The sequence below is a fragment of the Bradyrhizobium sp. Pha-3 genome (genome assembly GCF_042258325.1).
Classification (GTDB): domain Bacteria; phylum Pseudomonadota; class Alphaproteobacteria; order Rhizobiales; family Xanthobacteraceae; genus Bradyrhizobium; species Bradyrhizobium elkanii.
The window spans coordinates 6,592,434-6,607,151 of record NZ_CP170151.1; the positions used below are offsets into that span (position 1 = coordinate 6,592,434).

A 14,718-nucleotide genomic window follows, 5' to 3' on the forward strand; every position below is an offset into this window, starting at 1 on the left:
CCTCAACCGCGCGTCGCACGGCCCCGGACCTCGCCGTGCCGCTGCAAATGCGCCCTCACCGCGCGCTCCGCGGCGCGCGCGGAGCCGAAATAGCCACCGTCGAGGCCGTCAAAGGCGCGGTCAGAGGAGAAGAAGCAGAAGCCGCGGTTATCGCTGACGACGATGCCGGCGGTGCGATCCGATACTTCGATGACATAGGCTTGGGACATTTGGGGTTGGGACATGCGTGCTCAATCGCTGAATGAGGGCGCTCCTGTCTGATTGTCGGGTGCTTTGGATTTGTCGAAGCGATCAACAACAACAGACGCCGGTCGCCGCCGAGACGCAGCGATGCTGCATGCGGCTTCGCATGTCGCACATCAAGCTGCAGTGGTCATGTCTCATTGCGGTGACCCTGGACAACACGGATATCGCGCATCAATATCCGGCCGAACCGCGCCGCGGTCAATGAAATGGCTGACCAAAGATAAGGGTCTGGCGCGACGCCTCATTCGCGGTGGGCGGAAAAACAGCACAGTTTTGGTGATGACGGTCGTCGAGCGCTGAATTGACCGGGCACCGGATGTCCTGGTGCCCGGCCATGATCGCTCAGGGCAGGATCGGCGGATGATAGGTGAAGGTCGCCATCAGGATCGCCGCCAGCAGCATCACGATCGGAAAGTGGATGAAGAACTGCACCGACGTGTAGCCGATCAGATCCTTCGACTTCAGGCCGAGGATGCCGAGCAGCGGCAACATCCAGAACGGGTTGATGAAGTTCGGCAGCGTCTCGGCGATGTTGTAGACCATCACCGTCCAGCCGAGATGCGCGCCGATGTCGTTGGCCGCCTTCATGATGTAGGGCGCCTCGATGATCCACTTTCCGCCGGCCGACGGCACGAAGAAACCGAGCAGCGCCGAATAGATTCCGACCAGGAACGAAAACACGGTGGAATTGCTGGAGGCGCCGACGAACCAGTGTGCGATCGTGTCCGACAGCGTCGTGCCGCTGCTGTTCGGGACCTTGGTCAGGATCTGCGCAATGCCGGCGTAGAACGGAAACTGCAACAGCACGCCGGAGACACTCGGCATCGCCTTCGAGAACGACTCGATGAGGCTGCGCGGACGCCAGTGCAGCACGATGCCGAGGATGAGGAAGACGAAGTTATAGGTGTTGAGGCCGGACAACGTGATCAACGGATTGCCTGACTGGAATGTCTGCCACAACCAGCCGGCGGCAAGCACGGCGATCAGGATCGTCAGCAGCGGGCTGAACTCCAGCCAGTCGCCCGGACGCGCCGGCTTCCTGGCCTCGATGCGATCATCGCCAAGCGCAACGCCGAGGTCTTCCGCCGTCTTCGCCTGTTCGGGCGCAGGCGTCGTGAAATAGCAGATCGCAGCGGAGACCACGGTCACCATCACGACGGTGACCATGTTCTGCCAGGTCAGGATGGTTTCCGAGAAACCGATCACGCCGGTGATCGGCAGGAGCGATGCCGGAATGCTGCCGGCATTCGCCTGCAGCTGCGCAGCTGATGACGTGATGCCGAGGGTGAAGCCGCAGCCGAGCCCGAGATAGCCGGCGGCGCCGGCCGCCCGGTAGTCGAGCCTGATGTCGGTGCGCCGTGCGATCTCCCGCACCAGAAGACCCGAGAAGATCAGGCTCAGGCCCCAGTTCAGCAGCGACAGAAAGATGCTGAGCACGCCGACAAAGACCACGGCGCCGCGCCCGGTCTTCGGCACGCTGGCGAGCCGCGTCAGCACGGCCGCCACCGGCGGCGACATCGCCACGACATAGCCGCCGATCGCCACCAGCGCCATCTGCATCGTGAAGGGAATCAGGTTCCAGAACCCGTCACCAAACGCGCGGCTGACGGCGAGCGGCGAACCGCCATGCAGGATCGCGCCGATTGCGACCGCAATCACCGCGATCAGGACGAAGACGTAGGCATCCGGAAACCAGTGCTCCGCAAACGTCACCAGGGCTTGCGAAAATCGCGCGATGATGTTGTCCGCGACAGGTTTTCGCAAGCTCACGGCTTGATCGTGCGTTGCATTCGTCATCAATCTGATCCTCTTCCGGTAATGCGGTTACAGCCTTCAATCGTGTTTGGTCATCAAAGCGCGAGCGTGAGATCGGTCAGCGGCACGGCCTGGCAGGCGAGGCACTGTCCCTCGCTGCCATCGACAGGGCCGAGGTGGGTGAACTCGCCATCGACGACCTGAACCGCACAGCTTTCGCATTGCCCGACACGGCAGCCGCTCGGCAGCGCGACGCCCGCCGCACTCGCCGCATCAAGCAGCGTCCCCTGCTCCGGTTTCCAGGAAAAGCTCCGCTTGCTGCCCGCAAGCCGTATGGTGCGCGGCGCAAGGTTGCTCGGCACCGACGGCGGCGACACGAAGCTTTCGGCGAAAATGTCGAAGCGCGGCACGCCGAGCGCCGTCACGGCCTCGATCTGTGCCGCAACGAATTCCGGCGAGCCGCAGATGTAGACCAGCGGCCGGCGCGCCAACAGCGGCTTGACCTGTCCGAGATCAAACCTCCCCTTGCGCAACGAATGCGAGTCGATCGGGTCCTCCGCGAACGGCGCGGAATAGAACGTCACACGCTTCAGCCCTGGGGTGCCGGCTTCCAGCCCCGCAAGCCGCTCGGCAAACGGATGCTCCCGGCTGCTGCGGCAGCCATGCAGCAGCAGGATTTCGCCAACGCGATCCTGTGGTGCAATCCGTTGCAGCGTTTCGAGATGGCTCATGAACGGCGTGATGCCGATGCCGGCGGCGAGGAAAATCAGCGGCCGCGGCCCCTTCAGCGGCGGCGTGAAGATGCCGCCCGGCGGCTCCAGCACAACCTCGTCTCCGACGGCAAGACGGCGCAGACGATCCGGCATGAAGAACGGCGCGTCGTCGTTCGGCACCTCATTGAAGAAGCGCCCCTTCACCGCTATCGAGAGCACATCCGGCAGATCGCCCGATCCGGTCAGCGAATACGCCCGTGCCTCCGTTGCGCCGGGCAGCGAGACCATCACGTGCTGGCCTGGCAGAAAGTCGGGCAGCGGACCACCGTCAAGCGGCAGAAGGTTGAGCGCGACGACATTATCTGCCTCGGCGCGACGCGCGCCAACCGTGAACCGCCGCTGACCGCTCCACAGGCCACGACTGGCAATTCCGTCGCGCCTGATATCGCAGACGATCGCGCGCAGCGGGACGGAGCCGCTGACCGGATCGCGCGCATCGTCGTGCAATACGGCGTTAATGTTGCGGGTATGGATGCCTGCCGTCGCGGAACGCTCGCGGCCGAGTGGCGGACAGTCTTCCCACCAGCCGAATTCGGAGACGACGACCCGATCGTCGAGCGCCGCATTAAGGCGCACCTTCAGGCGCACGGCACCGCCATGCGTCTCCACCACGGCCCAGTCGCCTTCGGCAAGGCCGCGCCGCGCGGCGAGCTGCGGACTGATCTCGACGGCCGGATCGGGCGACTTGCGCCGCAGCGAGGCGACGTGCCGATAAGAGGAGTGAACGAACCAGCCGCTCTTGGCAGTGGAAAGCACGAGCGGAAAGCGTGCGTCCGGCGCTGCCGTGAGCGGACTGCCGACCGGCTCGACGTGGTCGGGCAAGGGATCATACCCGTGTCCCAGCATCAGCTCGGAATAAAGCTCGACGCGGCGCGTCGGCGTCGCGAATCCGGCAACCGTTCGGTCCTCGCGCGCCACGGCGTATTTTTCGTCGCGGAAGATCTGCGGAAAGCGGCGACCTTCGGGATGCCCGCGCAAATCCTCGACACCGATGCCGAGCGGCGCCAACTGGTAGTTCCAGCCGGCCGTGATGTCGCCGCCGAAGAACAATTCGCCCATCCCGAGCCTGAGCGCGAGCGCGGCGGCGATCTCGTAATCGGCCTTCACTTCACCGACCGGCTCGACCATGCGCGGGCGAAACTGCACGGTCTCGACGGCTTCCTGCGTGATCTCGAATCCGATCTTGAGCGCATCGCGCTCCCACGGCGTGCTGGCGGGCAGCACGAAATCGGCGCTCTCCGCGGTCGGGTTCATGAACATGTCGATATGAACCTGGAATTCCAGCGCGTTCAGCGCGGCGCGGTTACGCTCGGAATGGCCCTGCGAGACGACGAAGTTGGTGCCGAAGGCGACCAGCGCGCGCACCCGGTAAGGCTCGCCGTCGAGCACCGCCCTGCTGAAATCGCGCGCCGTGATCCAGCCCTTGGCCGGCGGGCCCAGCGGCAGTTCGGCAATGCCCAGCGCCTTTGCCTGCTGCTCGGGCGACAGGATATTGTAGTCGTTGAGGGCACGGGTCGGCGGCGGCACCGGCCAGCGATTGCCGCCAGGCCGATCGCAAGCGCCCGTCAGCGCATACAACGTCGCAATCGTGCGCTCGATCGCGGTCGCGTTGGTGTGCTGGCCGACGCCGGTCCAGGAATGATAGGCGAGCCGCGGCCGGCGAGCGAGCAGCGTGTTGAACGCGTCGACGTCCTCGACGCGCAGCCAGGTCAACTCCGCGACGCGCGCCGGCGTGTAAGGCGCGGCTCGCTCGACGAGCAGCTCGAACGCAGTTGCCGCCGCTATCATCCGGCCGTCGCGTGCCCGGACCCGCAGCGCGCCACGCAGCTGGCCACAGCTCTCCGGCGCGAAGCGGGTGTCGCAAGGCACGGGCGCGCCCGACGCATCGAGACGAACGAAAGCCTCCGGCGCGCCATCCGGCCACAATGCGTCGGCGCGCAGGAAGCGTCCGGTCGCACGATCGACCAGCAGCGATCCATTGGTCCATGCGTTGACGAAATCCGCATCGAAGCTGCCGGTTGCGATGAGGTGACGGATCGCCCCCATCGCGAGCGCGCCATCGGCACCCGGGCGAATGCGCAGCCACAGATCGGCCTGCTGCCCCGAGCCGTTCGGCTTGGGATCGACCACCACGACCTTGGCGCCGCGCCGCCGCGCATCGGCGATCCGCGTTGCCTGAGCGAGCCAGGTTCGCGCCGGATTGTGGCCCCACAGGATAATCACATCGGCATTGTCGTAGTCGGGAAAGCCGATGCCGCGGCCGAACGTCAGCGCGTGCGCATAGTCCTTGTGCCAGCCGCAGACCTCGACCGCATAGATCAGGTTCGGGCTGCCGAAGCCGCGGATGAAGCGCTCGACCCACTCGAAACTGTCGACCATCGGCGTGCCGCTCGGCGTGGTGACGCCGAACGCCACCGCCTCGGCGCCGCTCTCCGCGCGGATCGTACCGAGCCGGGCGGCGATCTCGGTCAACGCTTCGTCCCACGACACCTCGACCCAGCCCGGATCGGCGGCGCCGCGCGGCTGGGTCCGCTTCAGCGGGACGGTCAGACGGCGCGGGCTGGCGACGATTTCGGGCGCCGCCCTGCCCTTGGCGCAAAGCGCGCCGCCGGTCGGGTGGTTATTTAATACCTCTACGCCGACAAGGCGCCCATCCTCGACCACGGTGACGGCACCGCAACGCGAGCGACAAAGCGTGCAATAGCCGGGCAGCCGCTGTTTCACCGCCGTCTCACCTATCCCAGTCAATCCGTGTGACGCATCTTTGTAATGCGTTACACATTTACGTCATACGCTACCGGCCGCGTCAAGGCTAAGTAATAATCAGCGACGAATCGGAGTTCCCTGAGAGGCGGCCACGACCACCGATGGACCAGAATTTGCGAGAACAGGTGCTGCAGCGGGTGCGGGCCGAGATCATTTCCGGGCAGAGCCTTCCGGGCACGATGTATTCGGTGCCGAGTCTCGCGGCGAGCCTCGGCGTCTCCTCGACGCCGGTGCGCGAAGCACTGCTCGAGCTCAGCCGCGGCGGTCTGGTCGAGCCGATGCGCAACCGCGGCTTCAAGGTGGTCGAGCCGACGCTGACCGAGTTGCGCAACCTGTTCGACATGCGCGAGGTGCTCGAGCTGCACGCCGCCGTGCTGGTCGCCGCCAATCCGCCAAAGGATCTGACAATCGTGCGCGGCTGGGCCGACCAGATCGCCAGGGCCGTCGAGACCGACGACGTCCAGCTCTATCTGGAAGCCGACCGCAACTATCATCGCGAGTTCATCGCGGCCGCCGGCAACGACCTGCTGACCGACACGGTGATGGGCCTGCGCGACAAGATGCGGCTCTACGGCATCAGCTCCCGCGCCGGCCACGAGCGGCAGCAAGCGTCAGTGCCCGAGCACTACCGGTTGATCGAGCTCGCACTCGCCGGCGACACCGAGGCGCTGACCGCCTTGCTCCGCACTCACATCCGCTCCTGGGAGCCGATCTTCGTCGATGCATTGCTGCGCTCGAAGGAGCATGCGCGCGAACCGCTGCGGCAGGCCCGCAGCTGACGCGGAGCGGAGGCAGCTAGTCGGTGGTGGTGACCGACTAGTCCAGAATGCTCTTGTAGTGCTCCGAGAAGACATCGCGGCCGATGATCAGCCGCATCACTTCGGAGCTTCCAGCCAGGATTCGATTGACGCGTGCATCGGTGAACATGCGGCTGATCGGATATTCGTCCATGTATCCCGCGCCGCCGTGCAGCTGGACGCCAAGGTCGAGCATCTTCCACTCGACCTCCGACGACATCATCTTGGCCTTGGCGCCCATGTTGCTGGTCAGGCGTCCGGCATTGTGCTCGGTCACGCAGTGATCGACATAGACCTGCACGAGATCGATTTCCGCATCCATCTCCGCCATGCGGAACTGGGTGTTCTGCTGTTCGGCGAGCGGCCGACCGAACAATTTGCGGTCCATCACGTAAGCGCGCGTGATGTCGAACGCCTTGCGGCCGTTGGCGATCGATCCGACCGCGGAGATCAACCGCTCCTCGGCAAGGCCTTCCATCAGATAGTAGAAGCCCCTGCCGGGTTCTCCCAGCACGTTGGCCTTGGGCACCTTCACATTGTTGAAAAACAGTTCGGCAGTGTCCTGCGCCGGCATGCCCATCTTCTTGAGATTGCGGCCGCGCTCAAAACCTTCCATGCCGCGCTCGACGATCAGAAGCACCATGGCATGCTTCTTCTCGGCGCCCGCGAGCTTGGCCGCGACGATCACCACGTCGGAATTGATGCCGTTGGAAATATAGGTCTTCGAGCCATTGAGCAGGAAATGATCGCCCTTGTCTTCCGCCGTCGTCCACATGCCAGCAAGGTCCGAGCCCGCGCCCGGCTCGGTCATCGCGATGGCCAGGATCGTCTCGCCGCTGACGCATTTCGGCAGGAAGCGGTCGCGCTGCTCCTCGGTGCCGAAGCGTTTGAAATAAGGACCGACCAAGCGGCTGTGCAGCGTGTTGTACCAGCCCTTGCAGCCGGATCGCGCAGTCTCCTCAATGATGATCTGCTCGTAGCGGAAGTCCGCGTCGCCCATTCCGCCATATTTTTCCTCGGGCCAGATCATCAGAAAGCCGAGGTCGCCGGCCTTCTTGAACGCGCTGCGGTCGACGATGCCGGCCTCCCGCCATTCCTCCATATGGGGCGCAATCTCGCTGGCGAGAAATTTGCGGTAGGAGTCGCGGAAGATGACCTGGTCTTCGGTAAAGCTGCGCATCATTCACCCAATAGCGCTGTCATGGAAACCGCCGCGTGCGCCGAGGCACTGGTACAAAAAATTGGAGCGCCGGTTCTGCTGCAATCAAAACCGACGCTCCGTCATCGAAACAGCCGATGCCCTATTTGCCCTTCCAGTTCGGCGGGCGTTTTTCGGCAAAGGCAGCCGCGCCCTCGCGGGCATCCTCGGATACGAAGACAGGACCGACGATCTCCTGCTGCCTCTTCCACATCTCATCTTCCGGCCAGAGCCGGGATTCGACGATCACCTGCTTGGATGCCTTCACGGCGAGCGGGCCGTTGGCACCGATCGCGGCTGCAAGCTCGAGCGCGGCGTCGAGCGCCGGGCCATCGGTCAAACGGTTGATGATGCCGAGCTGGTAGGCACGCTCCGCGCCGAAGAACTCGCCCGTCAATGCGAACTCCATCGCCACACGGAACGGCATCTGGCGCGGCATACGGATCAGGCCGCCGGCCGCGGCCGCCAGGCCGCGCTTCACCTCGGGGATGCCGAACTTGGCGTTGCGGTTGGCGACGATCATGTCGCACGACAGCGCGATCTCCATCCCGCCGGCGAGCGCGTAGCCGTCGACGGCCGCGATCAGCGGCTTCTTCGGTGGCGCCTCGGTGAGGCCGGCGAAGCCGCGGCCGGGGATCGACGGCCGCTCGCCCTTCAGGAACCCCTTGAGGTCCATGCCCGAGCAGAACGTGCCGCCGGCGCCGGTGATGATGCCGACGCTCAGGGAGTCGTCGGCGTCGAGCCGATCGATCGCCGCGGCCACGCCCTTGGAGAGGGCGAGGTTGGCCGCGTTCTTCGCTTCCGGCCGGTTCAGGGTGATGATCAGGATCGGTCCGCGGACTTGAGTGAGGACCGGGGTTTCTTCGGACATCGCTTTGGTCTCCTGATCGCTTAACGCGGAGCCATGCGGATGGCGCCGTCGAGACGGACGTCTTCACCGTTGAAGTAGCCGTTGGTGATCATGGTCAGCGCCAGCTGCGCATATTCCTCCGGCATGCCGAGACGCTTCGGGAACGGCACCGACGCGCTGAGCGCGGCCTTGACGTTCTCCGGGGCGCCCTGCAGCAGCGGGGTGTTGAAGATGCCCGGCAGGATGGTGTTGACGCGGATGCCTTCGGCCATCAGGTCGCGCGCGATCGGCAGGGTCATGCCGACCACGCCGGCCTTCGAGGCCGAATAGGCCGCCTGCCCCATCTGGCCATCCTCGGCCGCGACCGAGGCTGTGTTGACGACCGCACCACGCTCGCCGTGCTCCAGCGGAGCCAGCGACAGCATGCCCTGCGCCGACTTGGCGATGCAGCGGAAGGTGCCGACGAGGTTGATCTGGATGATGCGGTTGAAGGCGTCGATCGGGAAGTGGGTGGGCTCGCCGGTCTTCTTGTCGCGGCCCGCGGTCTTCACCGCGTTGCCGGTGCCGGCGCAGTTCACCAGGATGCGCTCCTGGCCATGCGCGGCGCGGGCCTTGGCGAAGCCCGCATCGACCTGCTCGTCCGAGGTGACATCGACCTTGCAGAACACGCCGCCGATTTCCTTGGCGATGGCCTCACCTTTCTCTTCGTTGAAGTCGAAGATCGCGACTTTCACGCCTTGCGCAGCGAGCGCGCGCGAGGTGGCGGCACCAAGGCCGGAAGCGCCGCCGGTGACGACGGCGGCGACCGATGAATCGAGTTTCATGGCAATATCCTTTCGCGATCAGATGCGTTCGATGATGATGGCCGGCGCCATGCCGCCGGCGGCACACATGGTGACCAAGCCATAACGTCCGCCGCTCCGCTCGAGTTCGTCGAGCGCCGTGCCGATCAGGATCGATCCGGTCGCGCCGATCGGGTGGCCGAGCGCGATCGAGCCGCCATTGATGTTGACCTTCTCGCGGTCCAGCTCGAGGTCGCGGATGAATTTCTCGGCGACGACCGCGAAGGCCTCGTTGATCTCCCAGACGTCGATGTCGTTCTTGGTCAGGCCGGCCTTGGCGAGAACCTTCTTGGCCGCCGGAACCGGCGCGTTGAGCATCAAGGTCGGGTCGTCACCCTGGTTGGCATAGGCCACGATGCGGCCGCGCGGCTTGAGGCCGTGCTTCTCGGCATATGCCTTCGAGGTGATCAGCACCGCGGCGGCGCCGTCCACCACGCCCGAGCTGTTGCCGGCATGGTGCACGCCCTTCCACTCCAGGTCCGGGTAGCGGCGCTGGATCTGCTTCTTGAACGTCGTGCCGTTACCGAGATCGAAATCGGCAAGCTGCTCGAAGCTCGGCTTCAGCGAAGCAAGGCCTTCAGCCGTGGTCTCCGGACGCGGGAATTCTTCACGATTGAGCGCGACGCTGCCGTCGTCGTTGAGGACGGGGATCACAGACTTGGCGAAACGCCCTTCATCGATGGCCCGCTTGGCGCGCTGCTGGCTCGTCAGCGCCAGGGCATCGCAGGCCTCGCGGCTGATCCCCTCGCGCGTCGCGATGGCGTCGCCGCACACGCCCTGGTGCGACTGCGGGTGAATCTCGTCGAGGGCCGGATTGCCCGAACCCATCATCCGCGCCGGCTGCCCGGCTTTGGAGCGCTCGGCTGCGAGGGTCTGTTGATAGCTCATCATCTCGGTGCCGCCGGCGATGACGCAATCTTCCATCCCCGACATCACGGACGCCGCCGCGAGGTTCACCGACGTGATGCCGCCGCCGCAGAAACGATCCAGCGTCGTGCCGCTGGCGTTGATGTCGTAGCCCGCCGCGAGCGCCGACATGCGTCCGAGATCGCCGCCCTGCTTGCCTTCCTGAGTCGATGTCGACCAGATGATGTCATCGACGGTCGACGTGTCGAGCTTGTTGCGCTCCTTGAGCGCGCCGAGCACCGTCGCGGCCAGATGCTGCGGATGCAGGTGCGACAGCGCCCCCTTGCCCGGCTTGCCGATGCCCCGCGGCGTGCGAACAGCGTCAATGATGTATGCTTCAGACATGCGTTTCCCTTTGCTTCGAATGTTTCGTTAGTTTGCGCTCGTGCCGATGATCCCAACCGTTTCCGCGAGGCGTCAACGGTGTGGCGTCACCGCAAGCGGCTCGGCAATCGAGTTGCGCTGATCTTCGAAGTACCCGAAGCGCGGCACCTGCCGGAGCTGCTGCTCGTCGGCGCAGACAGGCTTGTCGCAACCCTGCGCAAACAACGGCGCGCCGGCCGGGGCGGCGTGGGGGCCGAGAGCATATTTCTGCTCCTGCGGCAGATAGATCAGCTGGCCGATCTGGGTAAGCGTCAAGGTGAGACGCGACACCGTCGATCGGGGAAGACCACAGCGATCGGCGATTTCGCGATTTCCCAGGCGTATGCTTCGACCTTCGAAGCAACGCACGATGTCGAATGCGCGCGACACCACCTGGATCACGCGCCGGTTGTCCGTGCCGGCGGTCTCTTGTGCCATCAGTACCTCAGATCGACGTCCCATCGTTTACGCCTCACTCCTCATTTTCCATACGGGTGAACGAAGCCCACTCTGCTTCGAGCGGCCGACGCCGATCCGCGACGCTCGCGCACGCGAACTTTGGTGCGGGATTTGGCGGCAGGGGTCCGCGGCGCGCACCGCGTGGGCGATTGCAGCGGTGCTGCACAGCTTGTTCCGGGATCGACGGTCTGACGCGATGGCCGGTCGCTCCGGGGTTCGGTCCGCCCGCGGCGATCACACCGACGCTGCGCTCGGCAAAGCGTGCGGTCTGCTCGACAGGGTCATTCTCAGCCTGTTCGAGACCGCTGCGCACGGAATGCACGAACATCCGGTTTTCCAGCCAAGCGAAGCCGCGACCGCGCGGGGCAAGCAGCTTCGGATGTCTCTGGCCGGCCAGCATCAGGCGGATTCTTTCCCTAGGGTTTCAAGCCTTAATTAATTGATTAATTAGTCAGGTGATTAAAGTGGGCGCTCTCCCCTGTCAACCGCCCTCGCCGCAGGGCGCCCCGCGCTCAGCCTGCACCTTCACCCAAACGCCAGTCAGCGCAGCGATCACAGATCCGTTCGTGCTGAACTTCCTCAAATTCAGACCGCCGCCGAACGGTGATCGACATTCCGCGCGCGATCGCGGACATGCCTCGACAATTTGCCGGCCGGTGCGAAGCGGATGCGCAAGCATAAGAGCTGAGATCAGGAAGCGGCGTGAGGAAGCAGGCAATAGCGGGTGTCGGAACAGACGCGACCGCTGGCCGTGATGACCGTTACGAGGGCGAACCTAAGCTATGAAAGCTTGGTGGGCGCACCAGGGCTCGAACCTGGGACCCGCTGATTAAGAGTCAGCTGCTCTACCAACTGAGCTATGCGCCCGGAACTTGTCCGGAAATGACCCTCGCAAGAGAGCGGTCGTTTAGCAAAGCGATTCCCCGATGTCCAGCAAGCTCAAGCAAGTTTTCCCGACTTTCTGACAACCGAAAGGCCGCCGGAATCCGGCGGCCTTTCATGGACTTGGCGAGGGTGCCGGCGGACGGCGCTCAGAGCCGGCCGGAGCGGTCCTGATCAGGGCCGTCGTCGCGGTCGAAACGATCGTGATCGAGGCCGCGGCCGCCGCGCTCCCAGCGGTCCATGCCGCGCTCAAGGCGGTGGCGGCGCCAGCCCTCGGCGCCGAAGCCGCGCCCTTCCATATGGGTCAGCATGCTCAGCCGCCGCTTCTGGTTGTCGTCGAGCGTCTTGTAGAGCGGGTCGGCGGCATCGGCGATCTTCTTCAGCGACGTCGCGGTCGCCGCCATGTTGTCGGCGCGCTCGCGCAGGCGGGCGACCGGATCGTCCGGCTTCTGCGACTTGTCCGCATCGGTCTTCTCGGCGGCCATCCGCGCATTGGCGCGATCGAGCCGCAACTTGGCGAAGTCGCGCACCGCGGCCTCAACCGGCGGCCACAGCTTCTCCTGATCGGCGTTGAGCTTCAGCCCGGCGCGGACGGCGGCGATCCGCGCGTCGAGGAAGGCGGCCCGATCCTCGGGGCTCATCCGCATATGACCGTGGAACCAGGGACGATGCTGGGCATAGACCGCGGTCGAACCGGCAATCGTGAGCGCCGCGATACCGGCGAGCAGAACTTTCTTCATACGAACCTCCTTTGAAGGTTGCTCGAAGATGATGCCGCCCGCCCGCGCCTTCAACTTACGGATTGGACAGGGAGAGCTCTGTTACCAAGATGTAATCCGCTTTCATTGCACCGCAGAAACATCCAAAGCGCGAGGTCGCGCTTTGGATTTCTGTTGTTTGCGCTAGAGCATTCCCAGCATTCGCGGCAGCCACAGCGAGATCTCCGGCACGTAGGTGACGACGCCGAGGAAGATCAGCATCGTCAGCAGCCACGGCCAGACCGCGATCGTCAGTTCGGTGATCCCCATCTTGGCAATGCCGGATGCGACATAGAGGTTGAGACCGACCGGCGGATGGCACATGCCGACCTCCATATTTACCACCATCAAGATGCCGAGATGCACCGGATGGATGCCGAGCTTGACCGCCACCGGAAACAGGATCGGCGCCATGATCAGCACAATCGAGGACGCTTCCATCACATTGCCGGCGATCAACAGCAGCACGTTGACGATCAGCAGGAACACGATCCAGTCGACACCGACCGAAGTGATCCAGGTTGCGATCTGCTGCGGAATGTTCTCGTTCGCCATCAGGAACGAGAACAGCACTGCATTGGTGATGATGTAGAGGATCATCGCGCTCATGTTGGCCGAGCCGAGCAGCACCTTCGGCACGTCCTTCAGCGACATGTCGCGGTAGACGAACACGGCGATGACGAATGCATACACCGCGCTGATCGCGGCCGCCTCGGTCGGCGTGAACATGCCGGTATAGATGCCGCCAAGCACGATCAGGATCAGCAACAGTCCCCACATGCATTTGCGGAAAGCGGTGATCCGCTCCGCCCAGCTCGCCTTCGGCAGTCGCGGGAAATCGTTGCGCCAGGCGCGGTAGAAAGTTGTCAGCCCGAGCAGCGTCGCCAGCATCAGGCCGGGTATCACGCCGGCGATGAACATCTGTCCGACCGACGCAGACGACACCCGGTGGCCGGCAGGATCAAGCGCGATACTGCCGCCGGTGGCGACGCAATAGATCACCATCACGATCGACGGCGGGATCAGGATGCCGAGCGCGCCCGACGTGGTGATGACGCCGGCGCCGAAGCGCTTGGGAAATCCCTGCTTCACCATCGCCGGCATCATGATCGAGCCGATCGCGATCACCGTCGCGGGCGAAGATCCCGACACCGCGGCGAACAGCGCGCAGGCCATCACCCCGGCAAGTCCCAGCCCGCCATACCAGTGTCCGACCATGGAAGTGGCGAAGTTGATCATTCGCCGCGCTACTCCGCCATGGGTCAGGAAATTGCCGGCGAGGATGAAGAACGGGATCGCCATGATCTCGAAATTGTCGATCCCGGTGAACAGCTTCAGCGCGACCGACTCCGTCGGCACGTTGGTCATCGTGTAGATGAAGGTGAGCACGGTGAGGCCGAGCGCGATCGAGATCGGCATGCCCGTCAGCATCAGGGCGACCAAGAGGCCGAAGATGATGAGGCTGGTCATCGCGTTACCTCCGCGGCGCCAACATCCGGCGCATCGACCTCAACGCCCTCGACACGGGCGTGGTCATGATGCGGCAGCTCGCCGGTGCGGAAATAGGCGTACGCGACCTGCAGAAAGCGGAAGCACATCAAATAGGACCCGAGTGGAATGCAGAGATAGACGATCCAACTTGGGATCTCGAGGTCCGGCGAAACCTGGTCGGTGTGCATCAGGCCCCACACGAACTTGGCGCCCATGGTGCCGATCACCGCTGTGAAGAACGCGCCGCAGAGCAAGCCGAACAGGACGACCGTGTTCTTCCACGGCGATTTAAGCTGATTGACGACGACATCGACGCCGACATGGATACCGGTGCGCACCCCGTACGCAGCGCCGAACTTGGCGACCCACACGAACATGTAGATGCAGAGCTCCTGAGCCCAGGACAGGTTGATCGGGAACAGGATCGGATAAAGCAGGGGGATGCCGATCAGGTAGCGGTGCATGACGGCGACGAAGATCAGCAACGTCGCCGCCGCCATCAATGTCGCGATCAGTATCTCTTCAAGCCGGTCAAGAATACGCAGCAGCATCAAAGCTCCCCCTCACGGTCGGGCGGATACGCCGCGCCGTGGCCCCTCCAGCGGCCGTTCCGGCCGCTGGCTCCATCTCAT

At 64.3% G+C, this 14,718-nt stretch carries 12 protein-coding genes, 1 tRNA gene and 1 pseudogene; 1 reads left to right on the forward strand and 13 read right to left on the reverse strand.

Going from position 1 to position 14,718, the window contains the following annotated elements; all coding sequences use genetic code 11:
* Positions 1-2: 2 nt before the first annotated feature.
* The 3 genes from ACE10X_RS31590 to ACE10X_RS31600 form a co-directional block, all read right to left on the reverse strand.
* The gene (locus ACE10X_RS31590) at positions 3-224 is read right to left on the reverse strand and encodes a hypothetical protein (RefSeq protein ID WP_038383431.1); all 222 of its coding nucleotides are present in this window, start codon (positions 222-224) and stop codon (positions 3-5) included.
* 364 nt (positions 225-588) lie between these two features.
* Positions 589-2,043, reverse strand: coding sequence for a short-chain fatty acid transporter (locus ACE10X_RS31595; protein ID WP_375763361.1), 1,455 nt, complete (start codon positions 2,041-2,043; stop codon positions 589-591).
* 53 nt (positions 2,044-2,096) lie between these two features.
* Positions 2,097-5,498 (reverse strand): molybdopterin-dependent oxidoreductase, encoded by a 3,402-nt coding sequence (locus ACE10X_RS31600; RefSeq protein ID WP_375763362.1) that lies wholly within the window; start codon positions 5,496-5,498, stop codon positions 2,097-2,099.
* Between the two features lie 143 nt (positions 5,499-5,641).
* On the opposite strand from ACE10X_RS31600, the gene ACE10X_RS31605 reads away from it, so the two are divergent.
* Complete coding sequence (locus ACE10X_RS31605; protein WP_375763363.1) at positions 5,642-6,319, forward strand: GntR family transcriptional regulator; 678 nt, start codon at positions 5,642-5,644, stop codon at positions 6,317-6,319.
* A gap of 37 nt (positions 6,320-6,356) precedes the next feature.
* Here ACE10X_RS31605 and ACE10X_RS31610 read toward each other — a convergent pair whose 3' ends face one another.
* The 10 genes and pseudogenes from ACE10X_RS31610 to ACE10X_RS31655 all read right to left on the reverse strand — a co-directional run bounded on the left by ACE10X_RS31610 (position 6,357) and on the right by ACE10X_RS31655 (position 14,637).
* Positions 6,357-7,520 carry an acyl-CoA dehydrogenase family protein gene (locus ACE10X_RS31610; protein ID WP_038383428.1) on the reverse strand — a complete coding sequence of 388 codons (1,164 nt, stop codon included), beginning with the start codon at positions 7,518-7,520 and terminating at the stop codon, positions 6,357-6,359.
* A gap of 118 nt (positions 7,521-7,638) precedes the next feature.
* Complete coding sequence (locus ACE10X_RS31615; RefSeq protein WP_375763364.1) at positions 7,639-8,406, reverse strand: crotonase/enoyl-CoA hydratase family protein; 768 nt, start codon at positions 8,404-8,406, stop codon at positions 7,639-7,641.
* A 20-nt stretch (positions 8,407-8,426) separates the two neighbouring features.
* Positions 8,427-9,209: an SDR family NAD(P)-dependent oxidoreductase gene (locus tag ACE10X_RS31620; protein ID WP_038383426.1), complete on the reverse strand. Its 783-nt coding sequence runs from the start codon at positions 9,207-9,209 to the stop codon at positions 8,427-8,429.
* An 18-nt stretch (positions 9,210-9,227) separates the two neighbouring features.
* Complete coding sequence (locus ACE10X_RS31625) at positions 9,228-10,478, reverse strand: acetyl-CoA C-acetyltransferase (RefSeq protein WP_018272923.1); 1,251 nt, start codon at positions 10,476-10,478, stop codon at positions 9,228-9,230.
* Between the two features lie 222 nt (positions 10,479-10,700).
* Positions 10,701-10,958, reverse strand: a pseudogene (locus tag ACE10X_RS31630) (helix-turn-helix domain-containing protein); the annotation flags it as partial.
* Between the two features lie 10 nt (positions 10,959-10,968).
* Entirely contained in the window at positions 10,969-11,355 is a 387-nt protein-coding gene (locus tag ACE10X_RS31635; protein ID WP_038383425.1) for a hypothetical protein, read from the reverse strand.
* A gap of 391 nt (positions 11,356-11,746) precedes the next feature.
* A tRNA-Lys gene (locus tag ACE10X_RS31640) sits at positions 11,747-11,822 on the reverse strand.
* 164 nt (positions 11,823-11,986) lie between these two features.
* On the reverse strand, positions 11,987-12,577 hold the full coding sequence (locus ACE10X_RS31645) for a Spy/CpxP family protein refolding chaperone (RefSeq protein WP_051002868.1): 591 nt from the start codon (positions 12,575-12,577) through the stop codon (positions 11,987-11,989).
* Positions 12,578-12,739: 162 nt separating this feature from the next.
* Positions 12,740-14,065 (reverse strand): TRAP transporter large permease, encoded by a 1,326-nt coding sequence (locus ACE10X_RS31650; protein WP_038383424.1) that lies wholly within the window; start codon positions 14,063-14,065, stop codon positions 12,740-12,742.
* Entirely contained in the window at positions 14,062-14,637 is a 576-nt protein-coding gene (locus ACE10X_RS31655) for a TRAP transporter small permease (RefSeq protein ID WP_038383423.1), read from the reverse strand. The genes ACE10X_RS31650 and ACE10X_RS31655 overlap by 4 nt, the downstream gene beginning before the upstream one ends.
* Between the last annotated feature and the right edge of the window lie 81 nt (positions 14,638-14,718).